General features: G+C 69.5%; 14 protein-coding genes. 10 read left to right on the top strand and 4 right to left on the bottom strand.

From position 1 onward, the window contains the following. The first annotated feature begins 105 nt into the window (after positions 1-105). The 4 genes from ACFW0G_RS30415 to ACFW0G_RS30400 all read left to right on the top strand — a co-directional run bounded on the left by ACFW0G_RS30415 (position 106) and on the right by ACFW0G_RS30400 (position 3,696). A complete protein-coding gene (locus ACFW0G_RS30415) occupies positions 106-903 on the top strand; it encodes a 2-keto-4-pentenoate hydratase (RefSeq protein WP_378328865.1) in 798 nt (265 codons plus the stop codon). Beyond that, on the top strand, positions 903-1,679 hold the full coding sequence (locus ACFW0G_RS30410) for a 2-keto-4-pentenoate hydratase (protein WP_378328864.1): 777 nt from the start codon (positions 903-905) through the stop codon (positions 1,677-1,679). The genes ACFW0G_RS30415 and ACFW0G_RS30410 overlap by 1 nt, the downstream gene beginning before the upstream one ends. A 704-nt stretch (positions 1,680-2,383) precedes the next feature. Continuing rightward, positions 2,384-2,722 (top strand): PadR family transcriptional regulator, encoded by a 339-nt coding sequence (locus ACFW0G_RS30405; protein WP_378328863.1) that lies wholly within the window; start codon positions 2,384-2,386, stop codon positions 2,720-2,722. Continuing rightward, complete coding sequence (locus tag ACFW0G_RS30400) at positions 2,719-3,696, top strand: hypothetical protein (RefSeq protein ID WP_378328862.1); 978 nt, start codon at positions 2,719-2,721, stop codon at positions 3,694-3,696. Before ACFW0G_RS30405 ends, ACFW0G_RS30400 begins: the two co-directional genes overlap by 4 nt. Positions 3,697-3,730: 34 nt before the next feature. Here the strand turns inward: ACFW0G_RS30400 and ACFW0G_RS30395 are convergent, their stop codons facing one another. Further along, a complete protein-coding gene (locus ACFW0G_RS30395) occupies positions 3,731-5,656 on the bottom strand; it encodes an ABC transporter ATP-binding protein (protein ID WP_378328861.1) in 1,926 nt (641 codons plus the stop codon). A gap of 10 nt (positions 5,657-5,666) precedes the next feature. After that, entirely contained in the window at positions 5,667-6,149 is a 483-nt protein-coding gene (locus ACFW0G_RS30390) for a DUF1579 family protein (RefSeq protein ID WP_378328860.1), read from the bottom strand. Between the two features lie 46 nt (positions 6,150-6,195). Here ACFW0G_RS30390 and ACFW0G_RS30385 point away from each other — a divergent pair, with 46 nt between their 5' ends. Then, complete coding sequence (locus ACFW0G_RS30385; protein WP_378328859.1) at positions 6,196-6,639, top strand: MarR family winged helix-turn-helix transcriptional regulator; 444 nt, start codon at positions 6,196-6,198, stop codon at positions 6,637-6,639. 161 nt (positions 6,640-6,800) lie between these two features. On the opposite strand, the gene ACFW0G_RS30380 is transcribed toward ACFW0G_RS30385, so the two are convergent. After that, on the bottom strand, positions 6,801-7,373 hold the full coding sequence (locus tag ACFW0G_RS30380) for a TetR/AcrR family transcriptional regulator (RefSeq protein WP_378328858.1): 573 nt from the start codon (positions 7,371-7,373) through the stop codon (positions 6,801-6,803). Positions 7,374-7,487: 114 nt separating this feature from the next. On the opposite strand from ACFW0G_RS30380, the gene ACFW0G_RS30375 reads away from it, so the two are divergent. The 4 genes from ACFW0G_RS30375 (at position 7,488) to ACFW0G_RS30360 (ending at position 12,721) form a co-directional block, all read left to right on the top strand. Beyond that, a complete protein-coding gene (locus ACFW0G_RS30375) occupies positions 7,488-8,729 on the top strand; it encodes an MFS transporter (RefSeq protein WP_378328857.1) in 1,242 nt (413 codons plus the stop codon). Positions 8,730-8,741: 12 nt separating this feature from the next. Continuing rightward, entirely contained in the window at positions 8,742-11,159 is a 2,418-nt protein-coding gene (locus tag ACFW0G_RS30370) for a beta-glucosidase (protein WP_378328856.1), read from the top strand. Positions 11,160-11,314: 155 nt separating this feature from the next. Then, entirely contained in the window at positions 11,315-12,211 is an 897-nt protein-coding gene (locus ACFW0G_RS30365) for a GNAT family N-acetyltransferase (RefSeq protein WP_378328855.1), read from the top strand. An 81-nt stretch (positions 12,212-12,292) separates the two neighbouring features. Beyond that, entirely contained in the window at positions 12,293-12,721 is a 429-nt protein-coding gene (locus tag ACFW0G_RS30360) for a hypothetical protein (RefSeq protein ID WP_378328854.1), read from the top strand. A gap of 8 nt (positions 12,722-12,729) precedes the next feature. On the opposite strand, the gene ACFW0G_RS30355 is transcribed toward ACFW0G_RS30360, so the two are convergent. Then, positions 12,730-13,188 carry a MarR family winged helix-turn-helix transcriptional regulator gene (locus ACFW0G_RS30355; protein ID WP_378328853.1) on the bottom strand — a complete coding sequence of 153 codons (459 nt, stop codon included), beginning with the start codon at positions 13,186-13,188 and terminating at the stop codon, positions 12,730-12,732. Positions 13,189-13,282: 94 nt separating this feature from the next. On the opposite strand from ACFW0G_RS30355, the gene ACFW0G_RS30350 reads away from it, so the two are divergent. Then, positions 13,283-14,461, top strand: a complete 1,179-nt coding sequence (locus ACFW0G_RS30350; RefSeq protein ID WP_378328852.1) for a dipeptidase — start codon at positions 13,283-13,285, stop codon at positions 14,459-14,461. Positions 14,462-14,522 lie beyond the last annotated feature (61 nt).

Here is a 14,522-nt window from a genome sequence, read left to right as displayed (position 1 = left end):
GCGCGCAAGAGATTGTCTTGCGAGAGGTTTCTGTTCTGCTCAGTGGAACGAGGGTCTTGTCTGGTCCCGTCCCGCGCGGCAGAGTTCGCGTGTCGGAAGGACCCCATGGACGCACCTGCGCTGCAAGAAGCCGCCACCAGCCTGCTGAGCGCCTACGAGACGCGGAAGCCGATCGAGCCGCTCGTGACGAGCTACCCCGAGGCGACCGTGGAGGACGCCTACCGGATCCAGCAGCGGGTGGTGCGGCACTGGGTCGAACGCGGCGACGTCGTGCGCGGGCACAAGGTCGGCCTCGCCTCGGCCGCGATGCAGCGCCAGATGGGCGTCGACCAGCCGGACTACGGTCACCTCACCGGCACGATGTTCCACCTGGAGCACCAGCCGATCCCGAGCGGGCACTTCCTGCAGCCGAAGATCGAGCCCGAGGTCGCGTTCGTGCTCGGCTCCGCGTTGCGCGGACCCGGCGTCACGGTCGCCGATGCCGTGCGGGCCGTCGATTTCGTGCTGCCGGCGCTGGAGATCGTCGATTCGCGGATCCGGGACTGGCAGATCTCGCTGGTGGACACGATCTCCGACAACGCCTCTTCCGGCGGTGTCGTCCTGGGCAGCAGGCCGACCGCGCTCGGCGACGTCGACCTGCGGCTCGCCGGATGCGTCCTGCACGCGGACGGTGAACTCGCGGCGACCGGGGCGGGGGGCGCCGTGCTGGGCTCCCCGATCAACGCGCTGGTGTGGCTCGCCAACACCGTGGGCCCGCTCGGGGTGACGCTCGAACCCGGCCACGTGGTGCTGCCCGGCTCGATGACGCGAGCCATCCCGGTCCGCCCCGGCGGCACGGTGGTCGCGACGATCGCGGGACTGGGCAGTGTCACCGCTGTCTTCTCCGAGGAGGAAGAAGCCTGATGAGTCTCGGAGTGAGCACCGCCGCGGAACTCCTGCTGGCGGCGGCCGACGCGGTCGCCGACCGGGAGCCGCTGACCGACACCTGGCCGGAGTTCGACCTCAGCACCGCCTACGCCGTCCAGGACGAGTCCCTGCGCCTGCGGCGTGCCAGGGGCGAGACGCCGATCGGCGTCAAACTCGGCCTCACGTCACGGGCCAAGCAGCAGCGGATGGGTATCGATTCGCCGTTGCTGGGCTGGCTCACCGACGCGATGGTGCTCCCGGCGGGCGAACCGGTGCCGCGGGCCAAGCTGATCCATCCCCGCGCCGAACCGGAACTCGTTTTCGTACTGGGCAAGCGACTTGCGGGCCCTGGTGTGACGGCGGCGAGCGCGCTGGACGCCGTGTCCGCGGTGTACGGCGGGGTCGAGATCATCGACAGCCGCTACCGCGACTTCCGCTTCCAGCTGCCGGACGTGGTCGCGGACAACGCCTCCTCGGCCTACTTCGGCCTCGGACCCGTCGGTCTCGATCCGTCCACAGTGGACCTCTCGCTGGAGGCGGCCCTGGTGGAGGTCGACGGCCAGATCGTCGACACCGCCACCGGAGCCGCCGTCCAGGGACATCCCGCGCAGGCGCTCGCACTGGCGGCCAACGCCCTCGGCGAACGCGGCCTGGCACTGGAGGCGGGCTGGCTGGTGCTGACCGGCGGGATGACCGACGCGGTCGAGGTGCGCCCTGGCTCCCGGGTGGCGGTGCACTTCTCGCACCTCGGCTCGGTGACCCTCGCGGGCTGACACCGTCGCCCCGAGGGGCGCCCTGGGTGCACCCGACGCACCCTGCCGAGCGCTGTGAAGGACGCCTTCACAGCGCTGAGCGCACTGAAAGTCCCCTTCAGTCCCTCAGTGTCCATAAAGGACCACCATGGTGTGAAGGGAACCGTCATCGCGAAGCGCGGAGCCTGCTGATGGTTACCGGTGCGATCTGGATCCACCGCGGTGTCCTGAACGCTCCGTTGGCGACAGTGAACGTCTCGAACGCGTCGTTCAGGACATGGGCACGGCAGCCCTGGGTGTCGCGTCCCTTGTCGCGAACGCTCCGTCGTCACGGACAGTCCCGTGGGCGCCACGTACCCCACGTACCCCACGGAGGCGCATCCCCGCCTCGCCGAATGCCCCCAGGGAGCCTTCGCGGCACTCAATGCCCGCCGGGGGACCCTTCGCGGCATAACCATCCACAAAGGACAAACCTGGTGGCCCCGAATGCCGCCCATTCGAGCTATCCGGGCGGTGGAGCCAGCGAAACGCCGTTCATGCTCCCCGCCCGTCGGGGCCCTTGCTCCGAACGCGTCGTTGAGGACGCTCACCCTGTTTGTCCTTTGTGTATTGATGGGCCGGTAAGGAGGCCTTCACGGCATGGTGGACGCTGCGTTTGAGCACTGCTGTGTCGCCAAGGTCCATCCCCAGTCGTCATATGCAGTCTATCGGTATATACTCCTGACATGACTGACGGTGCTTTGCGGGAGCCGACCTTCCTGGTCCTCACCGCGCTTGCCGCCCAGGCGCAACATGGTTATGGCGTGTTGCGTGATGTCGCGGCGATCTCGGACGGACAGGTCACACTGCGGGCCGGAACCTTGTACGCCGCGCTGGATCGGCTCTCCGCGGAGGGCTGGGTCGAGGTCGATCGTGAGGAAGTGGTGGAGAGCAGGCTGCGCCGCTACTACCGCCTGACCGAAACGGGGGCCGCCCGGCTGGCGGCCGAGGTGCAGCGGAGGCAGAGACACACGAGCGCCGCCGAACAGCGGCTTCAGCTGCGTGGTGCGGGAGGGCTGGCGTGAACGAGCGCGATGCGGGACGTACCGCGATAGAGCGGCGCTACCGACGTTTGCTGGCCGTGTATCCGCGTGCGCACCGAGCCGCCCATGGTGAGGAAATGCTGGGCGTGCTGCTCGACGGTGCCGCCGGCCGGAGCCGCCCGGGGACGGCGGAGACGGTGGACCTGGTGTGGGGCGCCGTCCAACTGCGTTGGCAGCACGCCCTGGGCGGGCATCGAGGGCGGGACCGGCGAGACACCCTGGCGATGGTGAGCCTGGTGGCGCCGGTGCTCCTGATGCTCGGGGCTTCCTGGTCACTGCGCGAGATCGTGGGTTTGGCCCGAGCGGACGTGTGGGTGCAGCGGCTTTGGCTCGGCGCGCTCGCCGACGTACTGGTCTTCTCGGCCTGGCCGGCAGCACTTGTGCTCGGCTTGTTGGGCATGCGCCGAGCTTCGGTGGTTCTCGCCTGGCTGGCCACCGCCGCCTTGATCATGGTCATCGTTGTCGACCTGGGCCTGCACTGGCCGGCGGAGCTGGCAGCGGGCTGGGTGCTGCTCAGTGTGTTCGCCGCGGTCGCGGTGACCGTGTCGCCGGGGCCTCGCCGTGGCCGGGACCTGCTGGGCCTGTCACGAATGATCATTCTCGTCGGCACGGTTGCCGTCTTGTTTCTGCTCACGGCGACCCGGCTGGGCACGTACCTCCCCCTCGCCGAGCTGGTGCGGATGGTGGTGCTGGTGGGCGGCGTCCTGGCCGCCTGCCGCCCGAGAACGCGAAGCGGCCGCCGCACGGCGCCGATAGTCCTCACGCCACTCATCGCGGTACCGGTCGCCAGCCGGATGTTCGGAAAGTTCGAGGCGTACCGGATCTTCACCGACTCGATTCTGTACCTCCTCACCTACAGTGCGCCGGTGGTCGTCATGGTGGGAATCGCCGCCTTGCTGCACCGCTTCGACCGACACCCCCACCCCGGACCGGACCTCGGCCGGACGGCTCCCTGACGCGGCGGCCGGGGTGAGGATCGGCTGACCGGTGTCAGGCCGCCTCACCCCGATAGGCGCGGGCCTGGATTTCGTACAGTTCGTGGTAGAGACCTCCGGCCGCGACGAGTTGCTCGTGTGTGCCCTCCTCGACGAGCCTGCCCTTGTCCAGCACCAGAATCCGGTCGGCGGTGCGGATGTTCGCCAGCCGGTGCGTGACCAGGACGGTGGTGCGCTTGCCGCCCTCGGCGGCGCTGGCGCGCTGGAGCCCGGCGAAGACGCGCGCTTCGGCGCGGGCGTCCAGCGCGGCCGTGGGTTCGTCGGCGACGAGCACGGACGCGTCCCGGTAGATGCCGCGGGCGATGCCCATCCGCTGCCACTGCCCGCCGGAGAGATCCCGGCCGTCCTCGAACTGCTTCGACAGCACGGTTTTCTCCTTGTGCGGCAAGGAAGCGATCACCTCGTCGGCGCCGGAGGAGGTGATGGCCTCCTGCCACGAGGCGCGGCCCGGATCGACCCTGCCGAGCCTGCCGACCGTGACGTTGTTCTCCGCCGTCATCGGCCATTCCGCGGGCTCCTGCGCGATGACCGCGATGTTCTCGTGCACCGACGCCGGATCCGCCCGCGCGAGATCGACGCCGTCCCAGTGCACCGTGCCCTCCGACGGTGGATACAGGCCGGTGAGCAGCTTGCCCAGCGTCGTCTTGCCGGATCCGTTCTCGCCGACCAGCGCGACCACCTCGCCGCGCCGCAGGGTCAGCGAGATGTCCTGTAGTGCGGGGTTTTCCTGGCCAGGGTAGGTGAACGACACACCGTCCAGCCGGATCTCGGCCGGGTCGGCGGGGGCGCGCAGGGTGGACGGTGCCGGTCTGCGCTTGGCGGACTCGGCTATCAGCTCGTGGTAGAAGCCGATGTAGAAAGAGTCCTCGTAGAGCGAGTTGACCGCGCGAATGGTGTTGGACAACGCGTTCGACGCGGTGCGCATCGCCAGTACCGCGGTGCCCGCCAGCGCGAGCTGCATCCCACCGGCGTAGAGGAGCCAGCCCAGGACGAGGTAGGCGACCGCGGTACCGACCCCCGCGGCGGCTCGCCCGGTGGTGCGGATCAGGTTGCTGCGATGCGCCAGTGCCACCTCCTCCCGCATCAGGCTGGCCGAGATCCGTTGGTACTCCGCCAGAAGCGGCTCCTGCAGGGTGAGCGCGTGCCGCTCCAGCGCCATGGTGCGCCAGGTCGCCACCTCCTCGACGATGGACTTGCGGATGTGCCGGCTCACGGTGTCGAGGAAATGCCGGTAGTTCAGCTTGGCCACGCGCGCGGACGCCCAGCCGTCGGCGGCCGCTGCCAGCAGCAGCACCGGGGCGAGCCACGGGTTCAGCAGCGCCGCGGTGATCATCGCGGCGAGCAGGGAAATGAGCGAGGACGTCAGATCCGCGAGCCTGCGCAGGCTCGTTTCGATCGCGCGGACCCCGTGCCGGGCGCCCTGTCTGGCCAGTTCCCGGAAATCGGCGTCCTCGAAGGCGAGCAGCCCGACACGGACCACCGACGCCGTCACCGCGTGGTCCGCCGCGGTGGTGATACGCGGGCGCAACGCCCCCTCGACAGCGGCGACCGCGGCGTCGAGCAGCGCGCGTGCCGCGTAGGAGGCGGTGACCACCGCGAGCGCGGGCAGGGAGTGCAGGACGCGCTCCGGGGTCGGGCCCTGCGTCAGCAACGCGGTGAACACGTTGGCCGTGGCGAGCAGGCCGAACGCGGTCACACAGCCGGACACCACGTGCACGACCGCGGCCAGCACCGTCAGCCGTGGGGCGGTACGCCAGGCCAGGCGCAGCACGACCGCGATCGCGGTGGGCAGCGCGCGCACGGCCTGGCCGAACCCGGCGGCGGCCACGCGTTCGTCGACGCGGGCCCACTCGGGCATCTTGACGTGCTCCACCCCGATCAGCGGGGCGGAGCCGCTCGGGGTTTCGGCGGTTCTGCGCACGCCTTCATCTCTACTCCGGGGGTCCGACAATTTCGGCGTCGCGCGTGTATCGGGCACGCAGGAAAGGGCTGAAAGTTTCCGCTTCACCCATTCGGACGTCGATGTCGTGCCGGAGGACGCCGCCGTCCGGGGTCAGCCGGTGCACGGCGGTGCCGCGCGGGGTTTTCTTTTCCAGCACCAGGGTTCCGCCGTCCCAGCCGCCGCGGGCCGCAGCCTCGGGCGGGAAGCCGTAGCTGTCGAACCCGTACCAGAGGGTTTCGCCGGTTTCCGGGTCCGCGGTGAACACGTTGTGCGCCAGGAACTCCGGCCCGCCATCGGCCCGAACCTGCCGGTAGTCCTGGACGACGGCGAACCCGTCGAGCGCGGACCGGTACTCGCACCACGCGGTCGCACTCGTCGCGGGTGCCCACGGCGAAGCGGCGATTTCCTCGGTCCCGGACCATTTTCCGATGAGCGCCGTGAGCGCGTGGTGCGCGGTGCCGATGCTGGGCATGCCCTCTCCTTTCGACAGGTACCTGTCAATATGGGAGACTAGCATCATGCCCCGACGCACCGCACGCGCGCAGACGTTCACCGAGGTGATCAACGAGGTCTTCCTGGTGAACGGTGAGCTGCTGGCCGCGGGTGACGCGCTGACCGCGCCGGTCGGGCTGACGGCCGCGCAATGGCAGGTGCTCGGCTTCCTCGAACACGGCCCGTCGACCGCCGCCGAACTCGCGCGGCGAAGGGGGCTGCGGCGGCAGAGCGTCCAGGAAACGGTGAACCGCTTGCTGCGCAACGGAATGCTCGAACGCTCGGTGAACCCCGGCGATGCCAGGGCGCCGTTGTTGCGGCTCACCGACCGGGCGCGGACGGCGCTGCGGCAGCTCGGGGAGTCGCAGGTGTCCTGGGCCGACGGGGCCGCCGCCCAGGTTTCGCGGGACGACCTGGAGACGACATTGCGGACATTGCGCCGGCTGCGCGAAGTCCTGCGGGAGGGCTGAGCGAGCGCTGGTGCTTCAGCACCTCCCGCCCCCAGCGGCGCCGGAGTGTCGGTATCCCCGCCTAGGCTGTTTGGCAGGGGGCTTCAGGGTGTCCCGAACGACGCGTTCGCGACAGACCCAGCCGTCCCGGGAAGACCCGGCCGGAGGGTGACGGGAACCCGTTACGGCTTCGTGCCCAGTAAGGCCAGGAAGTCGCGGAAGCTCTGTGGCATGTCGACCTCGTCCGGGTCGAGCAGCCACTGCAGCTGAAGCCCGTCCAGCACCGCGATCGCGATCGGCGCGAGCTGCTCCGGGGTGAGCCCCGGCGGCAGGAGTTCGCGGTTGCGTTCCAGCAGCCGGGTCATCCCGGCGCGCACCCGCCGGTACCGGTCGTGGAAGTACTGCCGTGCCGGATGTCCTTCGGTGACGCTGTCCGCGGACAACACGGTGTAGGTCTGCACTATCCCCGGCCGGGTCGCGTTGTAGTCGACGAGGTCGGCGAGCTGGGTGGCGGTCATCGCGGGCGGGGCGGCGGACTGGCCGAAGTTGAGCAGGTCCCATTCGTCCCTGGTCTCGAGCACCGCGGTGAGCAGGTCCTCCTTGGTGGGGAAGTAGTGCATCAGGCCCTGCTGGGTGAGCCCGACCCGTTCGGCGACGGCCGCCAGCGACGTGCCGCGATAGCCGCGTTCGGCGATGACCTCGAACGCGGCTCGGATGATGCTCTCGCGACGATCGGTGCCCCTGGCGCGGCTCATGATTCGAAGCCTACGGGACGGTAGCGATAATCACAAATATGTAACGACACCTACCGATCACCAGGGTGCCCGGTAAGGCTGGTGGGACCAGGCCTCGACGACGGGGAGGTGTCCGTGCCCGAATCGACTCCGGCGGCCGGATGGATCCGGCAGCCGCGCGCCTTCGCCGTCAAGCTCGGCCTCGCCAACCTCGGGCTGTTCACCGCGCTCCTCGCGCCGGCGCTGATCACTCTCGCCATCCGTATCGGTGACGTCGCTCCGGAGCGCAAGGAAGCGTCGCTCGGTCTGGTCACCGCGGTCGGCGCGTTGCTCGCGCTCGTCGCGAACCCGTTGTGCGGCAGGCTTTCCGACCGGACCAGGGTGCGGGCGGGACGTCGGAGGCCGTGGCTCGCGGGCGGCGTCATCGGCGGCTCGGCCGGGCTGGTGATCGTCGCGCTCGTGCCGTCGGTGCCGGCGATCCTCGTCGGGTGGTGCCTCGCCCAGGTCTCGTTCAACGCCGCACTCGCGGCGCTCACCGCGACGATCCCGGACCTCGTGCCGTCCGCCGAACGCGGCCGCGTTTCCGGTGCGATGGGTTTCAGCCAGCTCGCCGCGGTGCTGCTCGGCGCCGGTGTCGCCGCCGCGTTCTCCCACGCGATCACGCAACTGCTCGTGCCCGCCCTGATCGGCTTGGTGCTGGTCGTCCTCTTCGCGGTGACACTGCCGGATCGCCCTGCCGCGCCAGGGCTCCCGAAGTTCTCCGTGCGCGAATTCCTCGGCAGCTTCTGGGTGAACCCCGTGCGCCATCCCGATTTCGGCTGGGCATGGCTGACCCGGTTCCTCGTGGTGCTCGGCGCGTTCGCCCCGGTGTCCTATCTCGCCTTCTTCGCGAGTGACCGGATCGGCGTCCCGAAGGAACACGTGGCGGCCACCGTGGGCCTGCTCGCCATGACCACGGCCGGCGTCGGCGCGGTGACCGCGATCCTGGGTGGCCGGCTGTCCGACCGCACCGGAAGGCGCAAACCGTTCGTCATCGGCGCCGCACTGGTGATGACACTCTCCGGGGTGATCATGGCGAGCGCGCACAGCCTGCCGGTGGTATTCGTGGCACAGGTGGTCGGCGGGCTCGGTACCGGCATGTTCTACGCGGTCGATCTCGCGCTCGTGTCGCAGGTGCTGCCGCGAAAGGACGAAAGCGGCAAGGACCTCGGGGTGATCAACATGGCCAACGCGCTGCCGCAGTCGTTCGGCCCGGCGCTGGTGCCGTTCCTGCTCGCGGCAGGTGGCGGAAGGAACTACACCGCGCTCTACCTCATCGCGGCCGTGGCCGTGCTGCTTGGCGCGGTGCTCGTGACCAGGATCAAAACCGTCCGCTAGGAAAGGAAATCCATGACGTTCGACGTCGACGCGATGCTCGGGAAGCTCGATCTGGACGCGAAAACGCGGCTGCTCGCCGGGCAGGACGTCTGGACGCTGGCCCCGCTTCCGGAGATCGGGCTGACGTCGATCGTGATGTCCGACGGTCCGGTCGGGGTGCGCGGCGTACGCTGGACGCCGGACGACCCGTCGCTCACACTGCCCAGTCCGACAGCGCTCGCGGCGACGTGGGATCCCGCGCTGGCCGAACGCGTCGGCGGCGTGCTGGCCCAAGAAGCTCGCCGCAAGGGTGTCGATGTTCTCCTGGCACCGACGGTCAATCTGCATCGATCGCCACTCGGCGGACGGCATTTCGAGTGCTACTCCGAGGACCCGTTGCTGACCGGGTACATCGGCGCCGGGTACGTCGCGGGAGTGCAGGCGGGCGGCGTCGGGACGACGGTGAAACACTTCGTGGCCAACGACTTCGAGACCGAGCGGTTCACCGCGGACGTGGCCGTGACCGAAAAAACGCTGCGTGAACTCTACCTCGCGCCGTTCGAGTACATTGTGGACAAAGCATGGCCGTGGGGGATCATGGCCGCCTACAACGGGGTCAACGGATCGACGATGACCGAGCACGGCCGATTGCTCAACGATGTGCTGCGCGGCGAATGGGGCTTCGACGGTTTCGTCGTGTCGGACTGGCTTGCCGCCCGGCACACCGTGAACGCCGCGAAGGGCGGTCTCGACGTCGCGATGCCGGGGCCGAAGACCGTGTTCGGCGCGCGTCTCGCCGACGCGGTGCGGGCAGGCGAGGTCGACGAGCAGACCGTCGATGACATGGTGCGCCGAGTCTTGCTGCTCGCCTGCCGAGTCGGTGCGCTCAACGCGACCGAATCGCCGATGATGTCCGAAGTGGACGGTGAGGCGTTGGCTCGCGAGGTCGCGCATCGCTCCTTCGTATTGCTGCGCAACGAGAACGACGTTCTTCCGCTGATCAGGCCGCGCAGTATCGCCGTGCTCGGCGCACTCGCCGACGACCCGAAGATCCTCGGCGGCGGCAGTGCGACGGTCTTCCCCGCCGACGTCGTCTCGCCCCTCGACGGCCTCCGCGCGGCGCTGCCGGACGGCGTCGACCTGCGCTACTCGCTCGGTGCCGATCCGCGGACGACGTTGCCGACGGCGTCGGACGGCTTCGAGCTGACGGCGATCGCCCGTGACGGCGAAGGCCGCGAACTCGCCACTTTCCCGTTGCCGGAAGGGCGGATCCGCTGGATCGGCGAACTGCCGGGCGAGCTGACCATCGACACGCTCGGTTCGGTCGAGATCGCCGGTACGCTCACGCCGCAGGCGTCCGGCGAGCACACCTTCGGTGTCACCGGTGCGGGGCTGCTCACCCTGACCGTGGCCGGGAAGACGTTGTTCGACGGTTCCACCATCCCCGACGGTGTCGACGCCGTCACCGCGGTCACTCATGTCGAGGAACAACGGCACACCACGGAACTGGCCGCGGGCGAACGCGTCGACGTCCGGCTCGTCTACCGCGTTCCCCCGGCGATGGCAGGTGGGATCGCCTGGATTTCCTTCGAGCTGGGGCATTCCGGCCCGGTCGCCGATCCCGGGGCCGCGCTGGAGGCGGCGGTCGCGCTTGCCACCGACGCGGAGGTCGCGGTGGTCGTCGTCGGTACCACCGCGGACGTCGAGAGTGAGGGTTTCGACCGGAAAACACTGGCACTGCCGGGAAAGCAGGACGAACTCGTCGCGCACGTCGCCGCCGTCAACCCGCGCACGGTCGTCGTGGTGAACGCCGGAGCACCGGTCGAAATGCCGTGGCGGAACGACGTCGCGGCGGTGCTGCTCGTCTGGTTCCCCGGGCAGGCGGGCGGGGCGGCGCTCGCGGACGTTCTGTTCGGCGCGCGGGAGCCTGGCGGTCGGCTGCCGACGACGTGGCCGGACCGGCTCGCGGACTGTCCAGTGTGGAACGTCGAGCCGAAGGACGGCGCGCTGCACTACGAGGAAGGTGTGTTCATCGGCTACCGCGCCTGGGAACGGACGGACGTCGCGCCGGCGTACTGGTTCGGGCACGGCCTCGGCTACACCGTCTGGGAGTACACGACGATGTCGGTCGAACCGGAGGGCGACGGTAGTGCGGACGTCCGGGTCCGGCTCCGCAACACCGGGACGCGGTCCGGGCGTGAGGTCGTGCAGATTTACCTGGCGCCTCAGGGAACCGACGACGACCGCCCCGCGCGCTGGCTGGCCGGATTCGCGAACGTCGAAGCGGGACCAGGCGAAGAGGTCGAGGCCGTCGTGCGTATCGAGCCGCGGTCGGCGTCGATCTGGGACGAGGGCTGGCGGTACGTGTCCGGCGAGTACGCCGTCGAGGCCGCACGCTCATACGGCGAGCCACGGCTGAGCACCACCGTGCGGCTCGCGAAAACCGGTTGATCCTCGCCGAGAGGCTGGAATACGGTGCTCCGGCACCCTCGACCAGGAGAAGGAGGTGGGAACGATGGTCACCACGATCACGCGCTCCCGTCTCGTGCCGAGGGTGCCGGGGAACTGAACCGGGAGCGCATCGCGTACTTCCCGGAAGGAACCCCATGACCGATCTGGTCATCCGCCCGCTCGTCGCGGGTGAGGAAGCCCTGTTCGACTCACTGCCCGATCGCGGCCTCGTCGGCCGTGCCCTGCTCGGGCAGACATCCCTGGAAATGACCGGCGGCTACCGTCCGGAGTGGACTTGGGTGGCGTTGCGTGATGGCGTCGTCGTCGCTCGCGCCGCCTGGTGGGCCGCGCCCGAGGACGACGTCCCGATCGCGCTGGACTGGTTCGACTTCACCGATTTCGACGCCGGTGTCGCCTTGCTGCGGGATTCGCCGCTGCGCACGGAGTACTCCCTGCACACCCCGCCGGGCTGGCGGGCGGATCCGGACGTCGCGGAGGCGGTGAACACGCGGGTCGAGGCGGCCAAGGCGGCCGGGATGTCGGTGCTGGTCGAACGGTATCGCTACTGCTGGACACCGGAGTGCGGCCTGCCGCCGCGGCCCGGACGTCTGGAGTTCCGGCCGGAGCCGGACGACGACGTGATCCTCGGAATCTTTCGTCGGGTGAACGAAAACACCCTTGACGCGCATGCCAGGCGCGCGATCGAACAGTCCGGTGTGGACGGTGCGGCGCGGGAGGACCTCGATCTCCTGCGGTGGATGCCGAGCCCACGGGACTGGTGGCGCGTCGCCTACACGCCGGACGGCGAACTCGTCGGCTTGGCCATTCCGTGCCGTAATCCCAACAACCCGGTGGTCGGCTACATCGCCGTCGTCCCGGAGCAGCGGGGTCACGGCTATGCCTACGACCTGCTGGTCGAGGTCACGCACGAACTCGTCGGGCACGGCGCCGACCGCGTCGTCGCCGCCACCGATGTCACGAATGTGCCGATGGCCGCGAACTTCGCGAAGGCCGGCTACCCGGTCGTCCATCATCGGATCGACCTGGTCTGAGCCGTCCCGCTCGACAACCGGGTCCGCGAGGGCTTACCCTTCTCTCGCTAGAGCGATCTATCAAGTCGCAAGGGGGCGGCCATGGACGAACTGCGGGAGAAGGGGTTGACCCCGCTGCGGGTCATCCTGGGTTTCTCGGTGCTGACCACGACGTTTCACTACGCGCACAACGTGATCAGGGCGGCGGACTATCCGCAGGTCCCGGGGATCAGCGTCCTCGTGGCGCAGATCCTGGTCGCGCTCGCCTACGTGGTGTTCACCGTGTTCGGGGTGCTCGGCTACCGCGACTACCTGCGCGGACGGTACTGGCGCGCGCTGGGGTTCCTGATGGTCTACTCGCTGTCCGGGCTGGCCAGCGCTGGGCACTTCCTGGTCGGCGTGCCGCAGATCCCGGCGTTCTGGTTCGCGACGATCTTCACCGATACCGCGGCCGCGCTGGCGCTGTGGGCCTTCGTCACCTGGGCCGCGTCGAGGCTGAACCGGGTCCCGAGCACGGTCGCGAGTAGCTGAAGTCCCCTTCAGCTCGCGCCGTTGACCGAGCGCAGGGTGCGCATGGCCGAGGCCAGGGTGGCGGCGTCGTCGCCGAGGGGCTCCAGCACGATGCGCCGGAGGATTCCGGCGGCCGCCGTCCGCGCGCGCCGCGCGATGTCGAGGCCGTTGTCGGTGAGCGCGGCGAAGGTGACGCGCCGGTCGTCGGGGCTGGGCACCCGGCGGATGAGATCCGCGGCGGCCATCCGGTCGGCGACCTTGGTGAAGCCGCCGCTGGAGAGCGCGGCCTCGGTGGCCAGCCGGGTCATCGGCATCCGGTGCTCCGGCGAGCGCAGCAGCCGCAGCAGGATGTCGAACGACGCGGGCGCGAGGCCGTAGCGCTCGGAGATCTCGCCCATCAGGACGTCCTGTGTGGCGAGGTACCCCTCGATCACCAGGCCCCACCAGCTGACGATCTCGTCGTCGTCGGTGTGCGGATCGGGTCTCACGGGTTCACCTTAGCCCAGTTCTCTCGCGTGCAAGAGACTTTGTTCTCGCTTTGCTCGCGCGTCCGCCGCACGGCGTGCCCCATACGATCGGGGCATGACTTCTCGGGACCTCGAGCGCGCGTCGGCGCTGCTGGAATCCACCATCCTGGCCGACGGCCACAACGACCTCCCGTGGGAGCTGCGTGACCTGGTCGGGCCCGATCCGGTCGACGCCGCACACGGTCTCGACCTCACCATCCGGCAGCCCGCGCTGCACACGGACCTGGTGAAGCTCCGCGAGGGCAAGCTCGGCCTGCAGTTCTGGTCGGTCTACGTGCCGTGCTCGTTCGAAGGCCACAGCGCCGTCACCGCCGTGCTGGAGCAGATCGAGGTCGTCCACCAGCTCGCCGAGCGCTACCCGGAACACCTCGCGCTGGTCACCACCGCGGACGAGGCGGAGGCCGCGTTCGCCGACGGCAAGATCGCCTCGCTGCTCGGCGCCGAGGGCGGCCACAGCATCGCCGAATCCCTTGGCGTGCTTCGGATCCTGCGCCGTCTCGGCGTCCGCTACATGACGCTGACGCACAACTACAACACGTCGTGGGCCGACTCCGGCACGGACGAACCGGCGCACAACGGCCTGACCGAGTTCGGCCGCGACGTCGTCCGCGAGATGAACCGCATCGGCATGCTCGTGGACCTCTCGCACGTCGCGCCCAGCACGATGCGGGCCGCGCTCGATGTCAGCGCCGCGCCGGTGATCTTCAGCCACTCCTCGTGCATCGCGGTCAACGATCACCCGCGCAACATCCCCGACGACGTCCTCGAGCGGCTCCCCGGCAACGGCGGTGTCGCGATGGTGACGTTCGTGCCAGGGTTCATCTCGCCCGCCGTGACGGAATGGGACCGGCAGCTCAAGGCCGCGATGGCCGAGGCAGGCCAGGACCACCGCGACCTCGCCCAGCGCGGGAAGTTCGCCGCGAGCTGGGACGGGCCGCCGAAGCCGAAGGCCACCGTCGAAGACGTCGTCGCGCACGTCGAGCACGCCCGCGAGGTGGCCGGGATCGACCACATCGGCCTCGGTGGCGACTACGACGGCGTCGCGGAACTGCCGCAGGGGCTGGAGGACGTCTCCAAGTACCCGGTGCTGTTCGCCGCGTTGCTCGAGCGTGGCTGGAGTGAGGAGGACTGCGCGAAGCTCGCCGGCCGCAACACCCTCCGCGTGCTCCGAGATGTCGACACTGTGCCGTTCTTTACTAATCCGACGGCAGCCACGGCGGAAACGGGTCTCTGAGAGCTGGTCGGCTGCGGTCCGCCTCCGCCTACTTTCGGTCGGATTAGTAAATGCACCCGTT

Origin of the sequence: Amycolatopsis sp. NPDC058986 (assembly GCF_042741125.1) — a bacterium.
GTDB lineage: Bacteria > Actinomycetota > Actinomycetes > Mycobacteriales > Pseudonocardiaceae > Amycolatopsis.
Note: the sequence above shows the minus strand (reverse complement) of the source record. Positions and strands in the feature narration are given on the sequence as shown.

Coding starts and splice junctions, on each gene's coding strand:
- ACFW0G_RS30415 (WP_378328865.1), top strand. CDS start 106: ATGGACGCACCTGCGCTGCAAGAAGCCGCCACCAGCCTGCTGAGCGCC.
- ACFW0G_RS30410 (WP_378328864.1), top strand. CDS start 903: ATGAGTCTCGGAGTGAGCACCGCCGCGGAACTCCTGCTGGCGGCGGCC.
- ACFW0G_RS30405 (WP_378328863.1), top strand. CDS start 2,384: ATGACTGACGGTGCTTTGCGGGAGCCGACCTTCCTGGTCCTCACCGCG.
- ACFW0G_RS30390 (WP_378328860.1), bottom strand. CDS start 6,149: ATGCCCAGCATCGGCACCGCGCACCACGCGCTCACGGCGCTCATCGGA.
- ACFW0G_RS30385 (WP_378328859.1), top strand. CDS start 6,196: ATGCCCCGACGCACCGCACGCGCGCAGACGTTCACCGAGGTGATCAAC.
- ACFW0G_RS30380 (WP_378328858.1), bottom strand. CDS start 7,373: ATGAGCCGCGCCAGGGGCACCGATCGTCGCGAGAGCATCATCCGAGCC.
- ACFW0G_RS30370 (WP_378328856.1), top strand. CDS start 8,742: ATGACGTTCGACGTCGACGCGATGCTCGGGAAGCTCGATCTGGACGCG.
- ACFW0G_RS30365 (WP_378328855.1), top strand. CDS start 11,315: ATGACCGATCTGGTCATCCGCCCGCTCGTCGCGGGTGAGGAAGCCCTG.
- ACFW0G_RS30360 (WP_378328854.1), top strand. CDS start 12,293: ATGGACGAACTGCGGGAGAAGGGGTTGACCCCGCTGCGGGTCATCCTG.
- ACFW0G_RS30350 (WP_378328852.1), top strand. CDS start 13,283: ATGACTTCTCGGGACCTCGAGCGCGCGTCGGCGCTGCTGGAATCCACC.